Annotated in this window: 19 protein-coding genes; 1 reads left to right on the top strand and 18 read right to left on the bottom strand. The window is 53.4% G+C overall.

The features are described from left to right. Positions 1-163 precede the first annotated feature (163 nt). The 8 genes from M0R70_03385 to mtnA form a co-directional block, all read right to left on the bottom strand. Positions 164-628, bottom strand: coding sequence for a Mut7-C RNAse domain-containing protein (locus M0R70_03385; protein MCK9418405.1), 465 nt, complete (start codon positions 626-628; stop codon positions 164-166). 66 nt (positions 629-694) lie between these two features. Continuing rightward, complete coding sequence (locus M0R70_03380) at positions 695-1,087, bottom strand: GxxExxY protein (protein ID MCK9418404.1); 393 nt, start codon at positions 1,085-1,087, stop codon at positions 695-697. 41 nt (positions 1,088-1,128) lie between these two features. Then, positions 1,129-3,570: a heavy metal translocating P-type ATPase gene (locus M0R70_03375; GenBank protein MCK9418403.1), complete on the bottom strand. Its 2,442-nt coding sequence runs from the start codon at positions 3,568-3,570 to the stop codon at positions 1,129-1,131. A 272-nt stretch (positions 3,571-3,842) separates the two neighbouring features. Beyond that, positions 3,843-4,043 carry a DUF2892 domain-containing protein gene (locus M0R70_03370; protein MCK9418402.1) on the bottom strand — a complete coding sequence of 67 codons (201 nt, stop codon included), beginning with the start codon at positions 4,041-4,043 and terminating at the stop codon, positions 3,843-3,845. 103 nt (positions 4,044-4,146) lie between these two features. After that, a complete protein-coding gene (locus M0R70_03365) occupies positions 4,147-4,509 on the bottom strand; it encodes a hypothetical protein (GenBank protein ID MCK9418401.1) in 363 nt (120 codons plus the stop codon). A gap of 221 nt (positions 4,510-4,730) precedes the next feature. After that, positions 4,731-5,402, bottom strand: coding sequence for a PilZ domain-containing protein (locus M0R70_03360; protein MCK9418400.1), 672 nt, complete (start codon positions 5,400-5,402; stop codon positions 4,731-4,733). A 103-nt stretch (positions 5,403-5,505) separates the two neighbouring features. Beyond that, positions 5,506-6,606, bottom strand: a complete 1,101-nt coding sequence (gcvT, locus tag M0R70_03355) for a glycine cleavage system aminomethyltransferase GcvT (protein ID MCK9418399.1) — start codon at positions 6,604-6,606, stop codon at positions 5,506-5,508. Positions 6,607-6,729: 123 nt separating this feature from the next. Beyond that, positions 6,730-7,791, bottom strand: a complete 1,062-nt coding sequence (gene mtnA / locus M0R70_03350; protein ID MCK9418398.1) for an S-methyl-5-thioribose-1-phosphate isomerase — start codon at positions 7,789-7,791, stop codon at positions 6,730-6,732. 599 nt (positions 7,792-8,390) lie between these two features. Between mtnA and M0R70_03345 the strand changes: the two genes are divergently transcribed. Then, positions 8,391-9,149: a PEP-CTERM sorting domain-containing protein gene (locus M0R70_03345; protein MCK9418397.1), complete on the top strand. Its 759-nt coding sequence runs from the start codon at positions 8,391-8,393 to the stop codon at positions 9,147-9,149. 319 nt (positions 9,150-9,468) lie between these two features. On the opposite strand, the gene M0R70_03340 is transcribed toward M0R70_03345, so the two are convergent. The 10 genes from M0R70_03340 to pstA all read right to left on the bottom strand — a co-directional run bounded on the left by M0R70_03340 (position 9,469) and on the right by pstA (position 19,766). Further along, a complete protein-coding gene (locus M0R70_03340) occupies positions 9,469-10,380 on the bottom strand; it encodes a polysaccharide deacetylase family protein (protein ID MCK9418396.1) in 912 nt (303 codons plus the stop codon). Between the two features lie 104 nt (positions 10,381-10,484). Beyond that, positions 10,485-11,525: a bifunctional UDP-4-keto-pentose/UDP-xylose synthase gene (locus M0R70_03335; GenBank protein MCK9418395.1), complete on the bottom strand. Its 1,041-nt coding sequence runs from the start codon at positions 11,523-11,525 to the stop codon at positions 10,485-10,487. Positions 11,526-11,779: 254 nt separating this feature from the next. Further along, positions 11,780-12,682 (bottom strand): formyltransferase, encoded by a 903-nt coding sequence (locus tag M0R70_03330; GenBank protein ID MCK9418394.1) that lies wholly within the window; start codon positions 12,680-12,682, stop codon positions 11,780-11,782. Then, the gene (locus tag M0R70_03325; GenBank protein ID MCK9418393.1) at positions 12,679-13,614 is read right to left on the bottom strand and encodes a glycosyltransferase; all 936 of its coding nucleotides are present in this window, start codon (positions 13,612-13,614) and stop codon (positions 12,679-12,681) included. Before M0R70_03325 ends, M0R70_03330 begins: the two co-directional genes overlap by 4 nt. Then, positions 13,611-14,786, bottom strand: coding sequence for a DegT/DnrJ/EryC1/StrS aminotransferase family protein (locus M0R70_03320; GenBank protein MCK9418392.1), 1,176 nt, complete (start codon positions 14,784-14,786; stop codon positions 13,611-13,613). The genes M0R70_03325 and M0R70_03320 overlap by 4 nt, the downstream gene beginning before the upstream one ends. Positions 14,787-14,976: 190 nt before the next feature. Beyond that, the gene (locus M0R70_03315) at positions 14,977-15,342 is read right to left on the bottom strand and encodes an SMR family transporter (protein MCK9418391.1); all 366 of its coding nucleotides are present in this window, start codon (positions 15,340-15,342) and stop codon (positions 14,977-14,979) included. Beyond that, positions 15,339-17,024 (bottom strand): glycosyltransferase family 39 protein, encoded by a 1,686-nt coding sequence (locus M0R70_03310; protein MCK9418390.1) that lies wholly within the window; start codon positions 17,022-17,024, stop codon positions 15,339-15,341. Before M0R70_03310 ends, M0R70_03315 begins: the two co-directional genes overlap by 4 nt. Positions 17,025-17,377: 353 nt before the next feature. Further along, positions 17,378-18,058, bottom strand: coding sequence for a phosphate signaling complex protein PhoU (gene phoU, locus M0R70_03305; GenBank protein MCK9418389.1), 681 nt, complete (start codon positions 18,056-18,058; stop codon positions 17,378-17,380). A 104-nt stretch (positions 18,059-18,162) separates the two neighbouring features. Beyond that, the gene (pstB, locus tag M0R70_03300) at positions 18,163-18,927 is read right to left on the bottom strand and encodes a phosphate ABC transporter ATP-binding protein PstB (GenBank protein MCK9418388.1); all 765 of its coding nucleotides are present in this window, start codon (positions 18,925-18,927) and stop codon (positions 18,163-18,165) included. Next, positions 18,924-19,766: a phosphate ABC transporter permease PstA gene (pstA, locus tag M0R70_03295; protein ID MCK9418387.1), complete on the bottom strand. Its 843-nt coding sequence runs from the start codon at positions 19,764-19,766 to the stop codon at positions 18,924-18,926. The genes pstB and pstA overlap by 4 nt, the downstream gene beginning before the upstream one ends. Positions 19,767-19,803: the final 37 nt, after the last annotated feature.

Raw genomic sequence — 19,803 nt, 5'->3', positions numbered from 1 at the left:
CCCTCATTGAATCACCCTCCCTGTTTAATAGTAAGATTTCAAGCTAACCTTGCGGTTCAAACTGATTTACGCTGAATTATACTCTGGTATACAACCTCTGTCAATTCTTGAAAAATGAAACAAAAGATTATTTTGCGCTGTTATTGCTCTTTTTGATCCATGTTCAGCTGTTCTTAGCCGTTTGTTTCTTTCGTCCCAATATAGCCATCCTCATCACATGGGTGCCGTGCCAGTAGAGTCTATTGCATCGCGGACAGCGCAGGAACACCTCCTGGTTCTCGAAAACATGGTGCGGCACAAGGTCCCGAACTTCCTCCCGCAAAATACGGTCGAGGAGATCATTGCACTCGGAACAACGGGAGAGGGGATTAAGGGGTGTTTCAAGGGGAACGGTTAAGAGTACCTGCTCAACCTGTTCCTGCACGAGGTCGCTTTTGATGAACAGATGGTTCTCGGCCAGGGGCCTGTCACTGAGTGCCATATCCCGGGTCAGAATCACGCGGTCCTGCTCGAGCGAAAGGCGGATTATCTCGTTGTTATTCAACGTTCGAACGTAGAGGACGTCGAATCCGAGGAGACGGAGCCGTTTCGCGAGCCTTCCCAACATGACGTCAGCGATGAATTTCATGTTAACACCACGAAGAAATATAAATAATATCACCACTAAGACACGAAGTCACGAAGGAAAGAATGGTCAAAGAATTATCCTTTTAATGCCGTTCTTAATCAGGACAACGTTGAAGTTGATTAGAAAGCCGAGACGTTTATTAGTTAGCTTGAGGTAAGTAATCAGTTGGGCTTCCCATATGGACTTCAATTCATCAACTGCCTTCAATTCGCAAATTACCAGATCATCGACCAAAACATCTAAACGTAGGTCTTCATCAAGAAGTGTACCATCATATACAATCGGCACCGTTACCTGTCTTTGATACGGCGTTCCCTGTTTGGACAACTCGTGGCAGAAACAGGCCTCATATACTTTCTCGATCAAACCTGGTCCCAGGTTCTTATGCACTTTAAAAGCAGCATCGACAATGTGTTTCGCAATCATTTCTTCTTTTTCAGATAGGGGTAAATGTTCCATCTTCTCGCCTTTCTTCGTGACTTCGTGCCTTGGTGGTGAAATCAGTTGAATCTTCTCAGTCGAAGAGAATTCGACACCACGCTCACGGAGCTGAATGCCATGGCTGCCGACGCATACATCGGGTTCAAGAGTCCCGCGGTCCCCAGGAAGGGGTAGAGAACGCCTGCGGCGACCGGGATTCCGACGATATTGTAGAAGAACGCCCAGAACAGGTTCACCTTTATCGTCTGCATGGTCCTGCGAGATAGCCGCATCGCGGTCGCCACAACCCGGAGATCGTCCTTGATCAGCGTGACGTCCGATGCTTCGATGGCCACATCAGTTCCCGTGCCGATAGCGATGCCGACATCGGCCTGCGTGAGGGCGGGGGCGTCGTTGATCCCGTCCCCGACCATGGCGACCACCCGTCCCTCGGCCTGCAGTTTTTTCACCGTGTCCATCTTGTCCTGCGGCAGAACCTCGGCCAGCACGCGGGTGATCCCGAGCTCGTCGGCTATGGCCTGGGCCGTGCGGCGGTTGTCGCCCGTCAGCATGACGACCTCGAGTCCCAGCGCTTTGAGTCCGGCCACGGCCTCTTTTGAATGTTCCTTGACCGTGTCCGCGACCGCGATGATCCCGGCAGCCTCGCCGTCAACAGCCACGAACATGGGTGTTTTCCCGAGAGTTGAAAGCCGTTCCGCTTCAATGAGCAGTTTTCCAAAATCGATCTTTCGTCCGGACATAAGCCGTTCATTGCCGAGGATGATCTCTTTCCCTTTCAGCATCGCCCGAATGCCATGGCCCGGGAGTGCTTCAAATTCGTCCGCTTGTTCCAGGACAATATTCATTTCGATTGCCTTGCGCACGATCGCTTCGCCGAGAGGATGTTCGGAGCCTTTTTCCGCAGACCCCGCGAAAAAGAGGATTTCCTTTTCGCTCATGCCGTCTCGAATAACATCCGTGACCATTGGTTCACCGCGCGTGAGCGTACCGGTCTTATCCAGCACAATGGTATCGATCTTCTGGGCCCGCTCGAGGCTCTCGGCGTTCTTGAACAGGATGCCCAGTTCCGCACCTTTGCCGGTACCGACCATGATGGCCGTGGGCGTGGCAAGCCCCATGGCGCAGGGACAAGCGATGATCAGCACGGCGATGAAGTTCACCAGTGCAAAGGTGAACCACGTTTCCGCTGGACCGAAGAAATACCAGATGCAGAAGGTCACGAGGCCGATGGAAATGACGGTGGGCACGAAGATGCTCGAAATGTAATCCGCGAGCCGCTGGATCGGCGCCTTGGAGCCCTGGGCCTCCTGGACCATGCGAATGATCTGGGAGAGCATGGTATCCTTGCCCACCTTGGTCGCCTCGAAGGTAAAGGCGCCGGTCTTGTTGATCGTTGCGCCGATGACCATGTCCCCGGTTTTCTTCTCCACCGGCAGGCTCTCTCCGGTCAGCATGGCTTCGTCGATCGATGAATAACCATTGCGGATGACACCGTCAACGGGAATCTTTTCTCCCGGTCTTACCATGACGAGGTCGCCTGCTTCAACATCTTCGATTGGGATATCGAGTTCTTTGCCGTCCCGGACCACGCGGGCAATGCGCGGCTGAAGCCCCATGAGCTTTTTGATCGCTTCACCGGCCCGGGACTTCGCCCGCGCCTCGAGATATTTCCCGAACAAGATCAGCGTGATGATCATCGCGGCAGTATCATAATAAGCGCCGCCGTGGGCCGCGTGATGGCCCAGCAGCGCGGGAAAGAACGTAAGTACCACGCTGTAGCCATAGGCAGCGCTCGTGCCTACAACAACGAGGGTGTTCATATTAGTGCTGCCGTGCTTGATCGAAGACCAGGCATTCTGGTAGAAGTGACGGCCTGCCCAGAACTGGACCGGAGTGGCAAGCAGAAAGAGGATGTACCACATGGTCTGGCGGGGGAGGATGGTGATGAAGGGGAGCATGTCCTGGAAGCTGCCGATCATCACGAGAGCGGACAGAACGGCGCTCACGATGAGCTTGTTTCGGATCTCCGAGAGTTCCCGTTCCCGGGCTTCCTTCTCGATGTCGAGCGCTGAGCGGCCTTCGATCTGCCGGGGCACGCGGAAGCCGGCTTGCTCGATGGCTCTCCTGATATCCCTGAGTCCGATCTGGCCGGGAACGTATTCCACTTCCACGGTCCCGGCCGCGGGGTTTACGGCGGCCTTGAGCACGCCGTCGATAGCTCCTGCGATGCGCTCGAGTTCCTGCGAACGTGAAACATCAAGGTCAATGATCGGGATGAAGACCGTTTCCGTTACCGCCTGATAGCCTGATTCATGAATGCTCGATATGAACGTATCCAGACCAATAACGGCGGGATCGAACTCGACGACCGCTTTTTCATTGGCATAATTGACATTTGCACTTTTTACGCCCACGAGCCTTGAGATGTCCTTCTGTATCGCCGCGGCGCAGTTCACGCAGGTCATTCCTTTGACCGGGATAACAACTTTTTTGGTTTCCATAGAATGATTTTACCACAAAGTCGGGTAAGGACAAAGAAGGAAGAGAGAAGGAAAAGAGAACGAGTACTGGCGGTAAAACGACTTTTGATCGTGAAGGAGAGTTGGCAGGCAGGGTCGCGTTTTTTAATCTTGCGCAGTGCTTCCCCGGGTTGCCGGGTTATGTACTGCTCTTCCCGATCTGCCAGGCTCAACAGGCCAAACAATCAACAAATTCCGGATGGAGGGCAATGACATCCGAATCGAGCGGCGATGAAGTCCGCTCGAATGAAGGCTCATGTAGTGGTCTTCGTCGAATACTTGAGCGGAATATATGCCGGACAGAAGGCAAAAATTCCCGTTAGCAATCTGATAAGGCCATATGCTCCTAAAATATATTGCCAAATGCCGCTAACGAGAAATACTGCTATCAGAATAAATGCGGCACCATGGAATATCCGCTCCAGCCTGTCTGTTCCTCCGACGTTGCATTTCACGATGCCAGCTCCTTTATAAAATTACAATGACTGTTGAACCCGGATTAATCTGCTCAGTTCACCTTCATGAATTGATATTGCATTTTTAGATGGTGAGTGCAAGTTAGTTTTCTTTGGGTGTATCAGATGTATCATGGGGTATGTCCATGGGTATATCTTTGGGTGAATCTGTTGGTGTATCTGTTGGCGTTTCTGCCGGTGTATCTTTGGGTGTATCGGCTGGTGCATCTGCCGGCGTATCAGCGCGCGAGGCTTGCAAACAATTATCCAGGCAACTTTTTAACGTTTGCCGGCTCTCCTGCAGGCATTGAGTATGCGCTTCTTCACCGGATGGTGGACAATTTGCGGTGTCTGATTTCATATCGGCATAACAGCTTGTTCGACATTCGTCGAAGGTCTCTGCTAAGATTGCGCCGGGCTGAAGCAACAGTATCCCGAATACGGCGAGAATGAAAACCGGCATCATTATTCCTCCTGTTGTTTTAGCAGGTTGTTGAAAAAGTCTTTTTGTGGTTCGACAGGCTCACCACGAACGGATAAACAGGAATAAATTCAATACACGCTCCGTTCGCCCTGAGCTTGCCGAAGGGTCGAAGGGTAAACGGAGCATTTTCCAACAGCCTGCTGGAAGCGCAGGTACGAAAACCGTCTTTTATCACGACAAGAATGTTCATTCACTACTGGCAGCTATGCAGTGATGGCCGCGTTGATTGCCGACTGAACACCTGGATCGACATTGGTGAACCTGATCCCGTAAAGAAAGAAACCCGGTGTTGTCTCAGGCCGGAAGATCCTTTTAATTTCACCATATCCACTGATGTGATTTCCATCATTCAGAAAGAAGGAGAAAAAGATCCCATCGCCTTTTGAAAGGGGCTCCTCTGTCCTGATCAGTATGCCGCTTGAGCTGATATTTTCAGTCCAAAACGGCAGCGGACTGCTCTGAAATTTACCCTGGATAGCGACCGCGAGTGAAGCACGGTAGGATTTCCTCGGCGCAATATTGAGGAGCTGCTGCATCTTCATATGCAGTAAGGTACTATCAACCGGCATGGTAAAAACAGCATTGGCGCGGCATTCTTTGCTGCGTTCGCGGTGGGTAAGCGTATCGTTGCAGATTATGATGGTAGAGACTTCCTGCAGTTCTTTGCTTTTTTTAATGGTGTCGAAGAGCACCTCACTCTTGATACCCGGTGTGTCCAAATTTGCGACAATGAGATCAACCTTTTCCATCCGGTGGATCTTCAGCACCTCGGCATTTGTGGCTGCTGATAAGACCTTAATATCGGCACGATCAAGAAAACTGTTTTTCTCGAAAAAGAGATTTTTCAGGTCATTCGTTAAAAGTATCTTCTGCATTTTCTGACTCGCCCTCACTGATGAAACACTGAAAATATTATACGTTAGGGTTGCCGTGAGCGTCAAGCATAAAAGCGCTGTGCGCGCTCACAAAAAATGAAACTCATGGTCCCGAAGCCGATCCTGCCTTTTTCCGGTAAAATGGAAGGTCCACGATCTTTGCCGCGATCTCCTTATCGCGGACCTCGATCTCAATCTCCTGTCCCGCCTGCGCGTAGCGGCTCACGACATAGCCGAGCCCGATGCCCGCGCGGCGGTGGGGCGATTGGACGCCGCTGGTCACGACTCCGATCTCACGGCTTTCTGAAAAGATGCTGCCACCGCTCTTCGGCATACCCTTGTCGAGGAGGATGAAACCAGCCAGTTTTCGCTTTGATCCTTCGGCCTGGAGCTTAAGCAATGCCGCTTTGCCGACAAACTCCTTTTTGAAATAGACGAACGATCCCAGCCCGGCTTCGAGCGGAGTGCGCGTTTCATCAAGGTCTTTTCCCTGCAAAAGATGTCCTGTCTCCATGCGCAGAATATCCCTGCAGGCAAAGCCGCAGGGAAGAAGACCCTTTTCGTTTCCAACGGCCATGATCGCGCCCCAGAGCGCCTCGGCGCGGTCAGCGGGTACGAAGAGCTCATACCCCTGGTCTCCGGTGTAGCCGGTACGTGAGATCGTGACATCAATGCCCTGTATGGCAGCTTCCCGCACAACTTTAGGTTTCATTTTAGTCAGGTGGGGTCCGCTGAGCTTCTCGAGGACCGGGAACGCTTGCGGGCCCTGCAGCGCAAATTGAGCGAGAGCCTGCGATCTATCGGTTATGTCTACGTTCTCGATCGCATGCTTTTTGAGCCACAGGAGGATTTTGTCGGTATTACCCGCATTCGTGGTGATCAGGTAGCGGTTGACGGCCAGGTGCAGGATGAGAATATCATCAAGAATGAACCCGGATTCATTGCAGATGAGACCGTAGTGAACAGAGCCTATCGTTATCTTCGCAATATTTCCGGTGAGCATGTTCTGAAGAAAAGGTGTGCTTGCCAAACCGGCGATCTCGATCCTGCCCAGGTAACCGATATCGAACAGCCCGGCAGCGTTATGCACGGCATGGTATTCGGCCAGCGTATCGGAGAATTGGAGAGGGGTCTGCCAGTCCTGATATTCCGTCAACGGCGCATTTGCCTGAAGATGCTTCTGATGGAGAACGGTCTGTTTCATTCGGCCTCCGTTTTAAAAGACAGTTTGGAGTTCAGAGCTCGGAGTATGGAGAGTGCTGCAGACAGGTAAATAAAAATCCTTAGTCCGTTGGCTCAACTCCGGCAGCTGTTCTCTCGATTGATGCTACCTCAGTCTGATTTTTTCCGGATCGGTCAATCCATCGGCAAGCTTGTGGATGTCCTTCGGATGGAAGGCGCCGACTTCGGTGATGATGGCTGTGATGTAGCGGGCCGGCGTCACATCGAATGCCGGATTTGCCACCGTTACGCCGTCGGGCGCGATCTGGACCTTGCCGAAAACATGGGTGACCTCGCGGGGGTCGCGTTCTTCAATAGGGATAAGGAGCCCTGACTCCATGGTAAAGTCGATGGTCGAGAGCGGCGCGGCAACATAGAAGGGGATGCCGTGCTCCTTGCACAGGACCGCGAGACTGTAAGTGCCGATCTTGTTCGCCACATCACCGTTTGCGGCGATGCGGTCCGCGCCCACGATCGCCAGGTCGATCATATCGCGGTACATGAAGTAGCCGGCCATGCTGTCCGTGATCAGCGTGCAGGGAATGTTCTCCTGCATGAGCTCCCAGGCGGTAAGGCGCGCGCCCTGGAGCACGGGACGGGTTTCGTCCACGTATACATGGATCTTTTTCCCTTGTGCCACCGCGGAGCGCATGACGCCTTCGGCGGTCCCGTAGCCTGCCGTGGCGATGGCGCCCGCGTTGCAGTGGGTGATGATATTGTCGTCAGTGGCCACGAAGGCAGCACCAAAATCGCCCATACGCTTGTTGGTAGCTATGTCCTCGTCGTGCATGCGCTGGGATTCCTCAACAAGCATTGCTCGAAGAGCTTCAATGTCCTTGTCCTTGTTGGCCTGCACGAACTTTTTGATTCGCTCGATGGCCCAGAAGAGGTTCACCGCTGTCGGGCGCGTAGCCGCCATGTACGCGCAGATCTCTTCGAACTTCGGCCAGAACTCTTCGAAGGAACTAGCTGTGATCTGGCGCGAACCGAGAGCAAGTCCCATGGCCGCGGAGACGCCAATCGCCGGAGCGCCGCGAACCCAGAGCTCCTTGATGCCCTTTGCAACGGTCTGGTAGTCCCTGCAGTCGTTGTACACGGTCTCAAGGGGCAGTTTTGTCTGGTCCAGCATTCGAACAATGCCGTTCTTCCATTCAACGGTAGGGATCATTCATCAAACTCCTTCGGGTGTTGCAGCAGGACTGATAAGATTTCATGTTTATAATAATGGAATGGAGGGGGATTGTCAAAAAGAATATCCGCAAGGGGAGAATTATGGGCTTTTTTATCTACAAGGCGAGCGTGTTGTTACTGCCATTAACTTATTAGAAAACAATTGCATATACGATATAGCTGAAGAGTACTTCTCGAGGTCACAGGCAAAGGATTGCAACGTGATGACTCTGAACGATGTGGTTTCATAAAAAAGACCCCGCAGAGCGCTAAATGTTGTATGCGATATTACGCAGGATGTACATGAGACCGCATGTATTGTTTACGACTGACAGTTTTTATTACATGCTGCCATGATACTATAGACTTAAATTCCAATATGATATTTCAACTAAACAGTAATCACATTGTAATATAAGTATTTAATATTATAGATCATAAAATAACCTTATGTCGATTAAGTTTACACATAGTTAGTTGTACAACTAAAAATCTTTTAAAATCAAAATATTACAAATTAGCATAATACTTGCAAAAAATTGTGATATTGCATACTAATTCAATTAGAAACAATACTTCACCAAGGAGGGTAATAAAATGAACAAAGCATTGAAAATCAGTTTGATGGTTGTGTTATTTGGAGTATTTATTAGTAGCTCTGCATTTGCCACTCTAGTTAATCTTGGTCCAGGTTCCTTTTCACCATTAGCGACAGAGATTACCTTCAGTGAGCAAGCATATGGCACGGTGAATCCAGTTTACAACTACACGGGATTAACCGGATTGGGCAATGTGACCGTTGCATTTGGTGGCTATTTCGATGGACAAGCCCAGGGTGGAGGATTTCCGGTAACCTTAACAGATCCGACGCCAAATAGCCCACTGACACTGAGTGCGAACAATGATTCGATAACATTTATACAAAATGATGGTTCTAATCCAAGTAGTCCTGTCTTAAGTGGCACCCCCATCTTCAATGGTCCCATCTCAGTTTGGTTCAGTGTGCCAGTTGCAGGTGTCGGCCTCGATGGCGGTTATTTTGATAACATGAATTCTACAACCATAGAGGCTTACGATGCGATGGGAAATAGCCTGGGAACAATTACGAACAGCCAGATTGGCATAGAGTTTTTTGGACTCGCTGACATTACTGGTGCTAATGTTATAAAAGGTATTTCCTTCTATATCACTGGTCCCGAGGACGCAGGATTTGCTATTGACAACCTGACGTTTGGAGCAGCTTCAGTTATCGTAGATCCGGGAGTCAATCACAATGTGCCTGAACCATCCGCAATGCTTCTGTTTGCGAGTGGCATGCTCGGCTTAGCAGCATTCAGAAAAAAGTTTAATAAATAAAGAAGTAATAAATTCTGCCAAATTAGCTTATAAAAGCGGGGCGTTTCAAGCCCCGCTTTTTATTTGTGGTGCTATGTATGACGCTCCGTACTTCGGTACAGGAAGGCTCGGGTAGCATCTGATAGGATACTGAGGGGTGCAAGCAAGTCCTCTATTGACTTGATCTGATGGTTATTTTATTAAAGGTGCCCTACCTCAGAACTGCATAGCATCTTCTTATCCAGAGTAGAAAGCTCCGTGGCATCCGACGGATGTCCGTCCGAACAGCCTGTAAAGATCTGATCTGACAAGACGTTGTACATCTTTGTTTGATCCACGGTCATTGCCCGCATTGTTGGGTCGCAAGCGTGCCGCTTCTTCCATCGACCGTCCAGGAAACGAGGTCGCATACCGGTATAAAGGAAGGATCCTGCATAAGGTCTCGGGCGTAATCTTCAAGCTTGACGATGTGTATACGCCGGGATTTGATCTGCTCCAGGAAGGTGCGGAAGAGGGCGATCTTCTTCATGCCTTCGAGTTCCGCGTGGATCGTGAGTACGTTCAACTTGTCAGGTATCAGGAGCGCAAGGTAATGTGCGATGATGCGTCCCTCGGGATATTCAGGTCTGCCGAGTAACTCATCCAGCGTCGGAAGCGTTGTCGGTATCTGGGGTGTCTTATACACTACACCATTTACGCGCGGGGAAAATGGGTGAGTCCCGCGCGCATCGCTCGCATATAGCAGGTGTGCATCGTCGTAGGCCTCGAGACTGAAACTGTTTGCCTGCCAGCCTGCCGAACCGGCAGTCTGTGCCGGTTTTCCGAAGATCCGCTCGAATTCCTTCCGAGCCTTGCCGAACTCCTCGTAGACCTCGTTGCGGTCCATCTTCGCGAGGCCATCCTGCCAGCGAATATGATCATAGCAATGGATGCCGACCTCATGACCCCTGTCGCGCGCAAGACGCATCACCCCTTCATTTCGCCTGCCGACGTGCGGGCCGGGCAGAATCAGGCCGTTCAGAAGCGTGCGGATGCCGTAGGTGGAAACCACGCTGGTGCGGCTGACCTTGCTCAGGAACCCGGGCCGAAAGATGCGCTTGATCGCGCGGCCGGTGTTGTCGGGGCCGAGCGAGAAGAGGAACGTGGCCTTGATGTTGAACTCGTCGAAGAGGTCCAAAAGATTGGGCACGCCGATGCGCGTGCCCCGGTCGGTGTCCACGTCGATCTTGATGGCGAGAAGGGGTTTGGTCATATCGTAGTTCGGATTCCCCCTCACCCCGGCCCTCTCCCTCGGGGGGCGAGGGTATGCTTTTGCTTCCTCTCCCCTACGGGGAGAGGATTGAGGTGAGGGGAAAATTATTCGCTCAACTCGCTTGACGGCCTGCCGAGGTGATAGTCCAGCGTTTTCCGGAGCGCTGTCTTCAGGTCCGTGGTCGGTTTCCAGCCCAGGTATTTCTCCGCGTTCTTAACGGAAGGCACACGGGTCTGGATGTCCTGGTAGCCTTCGCCGTAATAGTCAGCGGACGTGACCGTGACGAGCTTGACGTTCTCGGCGAGCTTCGCATATTTCGGATAGGTCTTGATGAGCTCGATCAGCGTTTCGGCAAGCTCCCTGACGGACATATCGTTCCTGGGATTGCCGATATTGAAGATGCGGCTGTCGGCGGCATTGTCCTTGTTCTCGATGATGCGGACCAGTGCGTCGATACCGTCATCGATGAAGGTGAAGCTCCGGCGCTGGGCTCCTCCGTCCACGAGAAGTATGTCCCTGCCGCGGAGGATATTGCCGATGAACTGGGTAAGTACCCGTGAGCTGCCTTCCTTGGGTTCCAGGATATTATCGAGCTTGGGGCCGACCCAGTTGAAGGGCCTGAAAAGGGTATACTTCAGACCTTCTTTCATACCGTACGCGTGGATTACCCGGTCCAGGAGCTGCTTGGAGCAGGAGTAGATCCATCGCTGCTTGTTGATGGGGCCGAGAACGAGGTTTGAAGTATTCTCGTCGAATGCCGGATCCGCGCACATGCCGTATACCTCCGAAGTGGACGGAAAGAGCACCCGCTTTTTATAGCGTACGCATTTACGCACGATATCGAGATTCGCTTCGAAATCCAGCTCGAACACGCGAAGAGGATCGATCACATAGGTGGCCGGGGTGGCTATGGCTACGAGAGGCAGAACCACGTCACATTTTTTGACGTGATATTCGATCCATTCCTTGTTGATGGTGATATCGCCCTCGACGAAATGAAATCGATCATGCCCCAGGCACTGGTCGAGCTTGTCAGTACCCATGTCCATGCCATAGATTTCCCAGCCCCTGTTTTTCAGGATATATTCGGTCAGGCTGCTTCCGATAAATCCATTTACACCGAGGATCAATATTTTGAGGCTCATAATGTGCTCCATTTCTGTTCACGTTAATTATAGCAAACGAAATAATTGTTGTTATATCATTTGTAGGGCAACCCTTCAGGGTTGCTTAAAGCAAGGCTAAAGCCTTGCCCTACAGGTAACAATAATTTATGCATTTGCATTAGTTGGCTGCCTCCTTCTTGACAAGGGAGGATAGGTGAGGGTGGGTTTCGGCTGACGATCACCCTCCCGTCGGTCCACTCCCAACGTCGGAGGGAAAAGTTGAAGCAACGAAACTATGTGCCCAGTACCTGCCGCACGTTCAATTCACCCTCATCCTCATTCTCCCACTCATAATTCACGACCTCGAGGCTTCCTGAACCGGTCGCTATGACGAGCGGGTCACTTGAGGTGATCGTCCCGGGTTTCTCTCCCGCGTCCTTGCGGGGGGTCGCCCACCAGATCAGGAGCTTCTTACCGTTGACCATGGTGAACGCTCCGGGATAGGGTTGGGTGACGGCACGGACCAGATTATATATCTCGTCCGCGCTCCGGGTCCAGTCGATGCGACCGTCTTCCGGTTTTCTGCCGACGAACTTGGTCGCCTGCGACTCATCCTGCGTACGGCGCTGCGCTGTTCCCGAAGTCAACGGCCCGATTTGGCGTTCAATCACAAGACGCGCGGCCTTGACGCATTTGCCGAACACATCCCGGGCAGTGTCCTCCGGACCGATGGGCACCGCTTCCTGGTCCACGATGTCCCCGGCGTCGGCTTGTTTGACCATGTGATGCAAGGTCACGCCCGTAGACCGTTCTCCGTTCAGGATAGCCCAATTGATCGGCGCGCGACCGCGGTATTTCGGCAGGAGCGAGCCGTGCATGTTAAACGCGCCGAGACGCGGTATGCTCAGGATGTCCTCGTGGATCATGTTCCGGTAGTAAAACGAGAGAATGAGGTCCGGAGTCCAGGAACGTATCCGCTCGATCCAGTCGGACGTGTACACCGATTCAGGTGAATGCACGGGGATATCGTACTTCCTCGCGAGGGCCGCCACGGACCGGAACCAGATCTCTTCCTCCGGGTCGTCTTTGTGGGTGATGACGGCGAGAATGTACTCGTCGTTCTGGATCAGGGCATCGAGGCATTCATAGCCGACGTCATGGTATGCAAAAACAAGAATGGCGGGTTTACTCATCATTTTATTTCGTAGACCTTGCGGATCACGAACCGCGGTCTGCGCCTCACTTCCTTATAGATACGGCCGATGTATTCGCCGATGATACCGAGACCCATAATACCGATTCCCACGAGGAAGTAGAGGATCGCGAAGAGGGTGAACAACCCCTCGGCCTCGGGGCCGACGATAATGCGCCGGATAAAAAGGAAAACCACGAACAGGAGACTGAAGGCGGAGACGACCATGCCGAAAAGGGTGAATACCTGGAGCGGTACGACGGAGAACCCGGTCATGAGATCGAAGTTCAAACGGATCAGATCATAGAGGCGGTACTTTGATTCTCCGGCGGAGCGCGCCGCGTGTTCGACTTCCACCTCGGCGGGGCTGGCAGCAAAGCTGTACGCGAGGGCGGGGATGAAGGTCGAGGTCTCGCCGCTTGCAACGATGCTCTCGATGATGTTCTTACGGTAGGCGCGCAGCATGCACCCCTGATCGCGCATGCGGATGTTCGTTACCTTTGCGCGGATAGCGTTGATTATCTTTGAGGCAAACTTCCTGAAGACGGAGTCCTGCCGGTCCCTGCGATAGCCACCTACCGCATCGTGTCCTTCCTCGATCGCGGAGAGCAGTTTGGGGATCTCTTCGGGCGGGTTCTGGAGGTCCGCGTCCAGGGTCACGATAACGTCGCCGCGTACGCGCTCGAAGGCCGCCATGATGGCCATATGCTGGCCGAAATTGCCGTTGAATTCGATGACGCGCACCTCGTTGGGACGGCGTTCGTGGAATTCCTTCAGTATCGCGCCGGAGCGGTCACGGCTGCCGTCGTTCGTGAACAACACCTCAAAGGGCTTCCCGATCCTGTCCATCACCGCCATAAGACGCGAGAAGAGGGCTTCGAGATTCGCCTCCTCGTTATAAACCGGTATCACGATGCTTACGTAGGGTTTGCTCATGATCGTTTCCTCTTGAACAGGTCGGTCATCGCAGCGATCACCCGGTCCTGGTCCGCATCGGTCATGGCAGGGAAGAGCGGCAAACTCACGATGCGGTCTGAAATGGATTCTGCATTCGGGAAATCTCCGCGCTTGAAGCCAAAGTGCTCACGATAGTAAGGATAGAGGTGCACCGCCCGGTAGTGCAGACCGGTGCCGATATTGCGTTCTTTCATGCCCTGCATGAAGGCGTCGCGGTCCATCTTCGCCGCATCGGGGTTGATGAGCGGCGCGTAAAGGTGCCATGCATGAAGATGCTGATACGAGGGCGCCCTGGTGAGCGTCCACTCAGGCCAGTCCGCAAGGACCTGCTGATAGCGCAGGGCGATCGCGGTGCGGCGCTTGATAAAACCATCGAGCTGTTTGAGCTGGTGCAGTCCGAGCGCGGCCTGGATATCCATCATGTTGTACTTGTATCCCGGTGTTATGATCTCGTAGTGCTGGGTGCCTTTTTTGCCGAAGCGGTTCCAAGCCTCGCGGTCCATGCCGTGGAATCGAAGCAGCGCAACGTCCGAGGCAAGCTTCTCATCCCGCGTTGCAATGCATCCGCCTTCTCCGGTGGTCATATTCTTGTTGGGATGAAAGCTGAAGACCTGGACGTCGCCGAAGCTGCCGATGCGCCCACCCTTATACTCCGTGCCGATGGCGTGCGCCGCGTCCTCGATCACCCGCAGGTTGTGTTTTTTCGCAATGTCGTACAGCGGGTCAAGGTCAACAGGCAGCCCCGCAAAATGCACCGGCATAATGGCGCGGGTTCGTTTTGTGATGGCCTTCTCGATCTTCGTCACGTCGATGTTGTAGGTGCCGGGCTCGACGTCCACGAGCACGGGTCTGCCGCCGGCGAGCACGATGGTATTCAAAGTAGCCGCGAAGGTCATGGGAGTGGTGATTACCTCGTCGCCGGGTTTCATACGAAGCGCGACGAGCACGAGGTGCAGGCCTGCCGTGGCAGAGGTGAGGGCAAGCACATGCGGAGCGCCGAGGTAAGCTTTCAGATCCTCTTCGAACTGCTTGACCCGCGGACCGGTGGTGATCCAGCCGGATTTCAGGCAGGTCACGACCTCGTCAATGGCAGCCTCGCTGATGGACGGCCGTGAGAAGGGAAGGAAGTCTTCGTTTGGATTGTTGGACATAGAGTTCCTTTTTCAATTTGTCATCCCCGAACGTTTCAATCGGGGATCTGGTTTTATATTCTTGCCAAACTACAACGCCATATTCCCCCCGGCTTAAAAACGTACCGGGGCAGGCTTAAAAGGCCTCGGGAATGACGGCATGTGATTGCCTCTCTGTGCCCTCTGTGGTGAAAATTGTTTATAGCTATCTTCAGCTCTTCGTCACAAAATACACGCCCACACAAATGATCAGTATCCCCGTGATGCGGGTCATCGAAAGATTTTCCTGAAACAGGTAGTACCCCGCCACGGCGTTCACGATATATCCCACGGAGAGCAGGGGATAGGCGAAGCTCACCTCGACCCGCGACAGGACCAGGAGCCAGACCGCGACGCTGATGACGTAGCAGAGCAGGCCGCCCAGGACGAAGATATTTCCCGCCACCTGCATGGTGATGGGCACGATGTTGGCCCAGACGAACTCGAAGTGGCCGATCCGGCGCATTCCCTCCTTGAGGAATAACTGCGCAGCGGCGTTCAGCAGCACGCCCAGCATGATCAGGGGGAAATAGCTCATGGCTTGACCTCTCTATTGGACAACACGATATTCCTGTTGTTCCGGGCGATCGGGAACAACGGAAGATCCGGCGATGATTGCTTCAGGGCTTCGTAGTCCTCGATCGGGGTAAGCAAATACATCGTCGCCGGTCCCTGCCAGCGTTTCCAGAACGTGTCGCCATCGGTCATCCACGCTTTGGTATCTTCCACGCTGTTGCCGAAATTGAGCTCGCCGCCCCAGTCAACCACCGTGATTCGCTGCTCAAGGTACACCGGGAGGTCCTGATAGTATTCCCGGTAGCTGGCCACTTCGTTGCCGGATTTGAGACGGGCCTTGAGCTCGACCGCAAGCTGTTTGACCGACTTGGTATCGACGCGGGGCGCGGCTGCGTTCACTTGAGTGAGAAAAAGCGCCGAGGTCATGGCCAGTGCGATAAAGGCCCACCCGAGACCGCGATACCTCATCAGTACCCACGCTGCCGCGCCGCCGATGGCCAGCGTGAAGGCGATGGTATATCGGTATACACCGAGCATCTGCGCCTCGGCGGGTATGGGCCAGTAGTACGGCAGACCAAGGAAGGCCGCGGCAAGCAGCAGCGATGCGATCAGGACAATCGCGTATCCTGCCCGGAGGCCGGGAAAATTGCGGCTGTCCCAGGCTGCTGCGAGATAACGTCCGATCAAAAGCGCCAGGGGCGGAAAGACCGGCAGGATATAAGGCGCCAGCTTCGAGCCTGATGCCGAGAAAAAGAGAAACACCAGCCCTGCCCAGAGCATGAGAAAGAGCGCATCCCGGTGCTCATGGCGTTCCCGCCAGGTCGACGGGACGCTGTGCTTGATCGCCTGCACGAGGAAGGCGCTCCAGGGAAACAGCCCCAGCAGTACGATGGGCATGAAATACCAGAACGGCTGATAACGGCCATGTACTTTGGTCAAGAAGCGCTGGAAGTGTTCATGGATGAAATAGAATTGATAAAACTCGGGGTTGGCCATACCCACCATGATATGCCACGGCGCGGCAATGAGCAGGAACAGGGCAAGGCCCGAAGGAATATACAGCGTTTTGAGCATTCGCCATTCACCCAGGAGGAGGATCCAGGCGCCGGTCACCATGCCCGGGATGATGATGCCGATCAGGCCTTTGGTCAGGACCGCCAGCGCGGCGAAGGCATAAAAACCCCACAAATAAAGCCGGCGCTTTAGTCCCGGGGCCTCGTGTATGCCCATCAGAAAAGACAGAAGCCCCAGGGTGAGCAAAATAGAAACCGGCATGTCGAGGATGATCGCACGGCTCAGTCCGTAGTACAGGAGGCTCGTGGCAAGGACCGCCGCACTCAGCAGACCGGTCCTGCGTCCGAACAGGCGCGCGCCGGCAACGGCAACGGCAAGGCATCCAAAGAGCGCGAACAATGCCGGCCAGAGCCGGAGCGTAAATTCATTCAGCCCAAAGAGTTTGATCGAAAAGGCCTCGAGCCAGTAGAAAAAAACGGGTTTTTCAAAGTATTTTACGCTGTTCAGGCGGGGGGTAAGGTAGTTTCCCGAGGCCACCATCTCCCGGGGGATCTCGACATACCTGCCTTCATCCGGCACTGACAGGGGACGGTTTCCGAGCATAAACGTAAAAAGAAGGCAGATCAGGACAGTCAGGATAATGAGGTCGCGCATCTCAAGGCGGCCTGTTTGTTTGGAGACTGATGTCATGTATGCAGTTCTTTTCTCATGGAAACGGGCTTGAGCGTGTCCGGGGAAGAACATTCCGAGTTCCCTGTTCCGGCCCGGGATGCGGGATTTTCTGAAAGCTGATTTTACCTTGTGTGGTGGGGTTTGTCAAACATTTTATCTTTTCACTCAAGGGGTTATGGGCGCAGGGCCGGTTTTTTGTAACTATTCAGGTTGGCCGCAAAAGAACCCCCGATAAAACATTTCGAGGGCAGGCTCCAGGATCGCAGAGAGAATTAAAACTGAAGTATATGATTTCAGGCTTTTCTTTGAGTTCTTTGCGTTCTTTTGCGGCTAACAGATTTTGACCTGAGCAGATACGGTTTTTTTACCTGTCAGCCCTCATGCTTCTTTTGCGCCTCACACGCCATATGACGGATGACCTTTCCCTTGACCATGTACACGACCATCTCGGCAATGTTGGTGGCGTGGTCACCGACGCGCTCCAGGTACTTGGTAATATAGGACAGACGCACGGCCCGGGATATGTTTTTCGGGTCCTTGAGCATATACACGAGCAACTCGTTGAATATCTGCACGTTCAAATTATCAACGAAATCGTCGGCAGCGCAAACGGTCATGGCAAGGTCCGCATCCCCGGCCACAAAGGCATCGAGGCTGTCCTTGAGCATTTTCTGTGATGCCTCGGCCATGCGCGGGATGTCGATGTAGGGTTTGAGCGGCGGCTCTTCGAGCAGTTCCACGGCGCGTTCGCATATGTCCACGGCAAGGTCGCCCATGCGCTCAAGGTCGGTTATGATCTTGATGGCTGTGGTCACGAACCGGAGGTTGCTGCCTGTGGGCTGCCAGAGGGCGATGAATTTGATGCACTCCTCCTCGATCTCAACATCGAAGTTGTTGACAATGGCGTCTCCTTCCATCACCTTGATCGCAAGGGCCGGATCCCGCTCAACGAGGGCCTTGACGGATTTTCGGATTGAGTCCTCGACTAACCCTCCCATTGCGAGTATCCGTTCCTTGAGTTTTTCGAGTTCCTGTTCTTTCTGACTGGACATTGTTTTCTCCTTATCTCAATTTCGGATTTCAGATTGCGGATAGAAAGGCGAAAGATTAAGCCAGCTCTTATTCCGCATTCCGAAATCCGCATTCCGCAATGTTATTACCCAAACCTTCCCGTAATGTAATCATCGGTCTGTTTCTTGTCGGGATTCGTGAAGATCTTTTCCGTGGCGCCGAATTCTATGAGCTCGCCCAGGTAGAGGAACCCCGTCATGTCCGACACCCGGGCCGCCTGCTGCATGTTGTGGGTGACGATGATAATGGTAATGTTCTTCTTCAGGCTTGCGACAAGCTCTTCGATCTTTGCCGTCGAGATGGGGTCAAGGGCCGAGGTCGGCTCGTCGAAGAGGAGCACCTCGGGTTCAACGGCCAGCGCGCGCGCGATCACCAGCCGCTGCTGTTGGCCGCCTGAAAGATCATAGGCGCTGGCGTTCAATTTATCCCGTACCTCGCCCCAGAGGGCGGCGTTCTTGAGTGCCTCCTCGATGCGGCCGGTGAGCTCGGACTTGTTCTTGATCCCCTTCAGCCGCAGCCCGTAGGCGATATTTTCGGCGATGGACATGGGAAACGGGGTGGGTTTTTGGAACACCATGCCGATCCTGCTTCTGAGATTGATCAGATCGATGTTGTCCGCCAGGATGTTCTTCCCCTGAAAAACGATCTCCCCTTCATACCGGTGTTTCGGGTAGAGGTCGTGCATGCGGTTGAAACATCGGAGCAGCGTTGTTTTGCCGCATCCCGACGGGCCGATCAAAGCGGTGACCTGATTCTTATGGATTGGCAGCGATATTCCATTCAGGGCCTGCACGATCCCGTTGTAAAAAAAATCCAGGTCCTTGACCTCGAACTCGATCTGTGCCGTCAACGTTTATACCTCCAGCTGATGATTAATCTGCCTGCGATCGTGAGAGCGAGAATGAACAGCGTAATCACGAACGCCGCGCCCCATGCCTGAGAATGCCAGCTTTTATAGGGTCCCATGGCATACTGGAAAATCGTCACCGTCAGCGACGCCATGGGGCCGTTCATATTTGTTGAATGGAAGTTGTTGTTAAAGGAGGTGAACAGCAGGGGGGCTGTTTCTCCGGCAATGCGGGCGATCGACAGAAGTATCCCCGTGAAAATGCCTGTGGCTGCCGCTCGATAGACGACCTGAATGATCACCTTGTAATAGGGTGCCCCGAGGGCAAAGGCCGCTTCCCGGATGGTCCAGGGGACAAGGGACAGCATGTCCTCGGTCGTACGGAGAACCACGGGGATCATAATGATCGAGAGCGCGAAAGCGCCGGCCCATCCGCTGAAGTGATGGAGCGGCCGGACCATGATCGCATACACAAAAGCGCCGACGACGATGGAAGGAACACTCACCATGATATCCGAAAGAATGCTGATGATCCGTGCGATCTTTTTGCCCCGCGCGTACTCGGCAAGAAATGTCCCTCCCAGGACCCCGACCGGCACTCCGATCAGGACCGAGAACGCTGTTATCATCAATTGTCCGACAAACGCATTCCTGAGCCCGCCCCCTTCTTCGCCCGCGGGTGCGGGGTCATTGAAGAAAAGACCGATCGTAAGGGAGCCGATGCCGTGGATAAGGACATCGGTCAGGATATACACGAGCCAGAAGAGACCGATGGCAGCCGCGAGTCCGCTCAACGAAAGGGCGATTACCCCTTCTATTTTACGTTTTTGTTCTGTGGTCATAATGATTGAATTATGGAAAAACTCATCCGCAGATTTC

Source organism: Nitrospirota bacterium, from assembly GCA_023229435.1.
GTDB lineage: Bacteria > Nitrospirota > UBA9217 > UBA9217 > UBA9217 > JALNZF01.
This window is presented reverse-complemented; position numbering and strand designations above follow the sequence as displayed.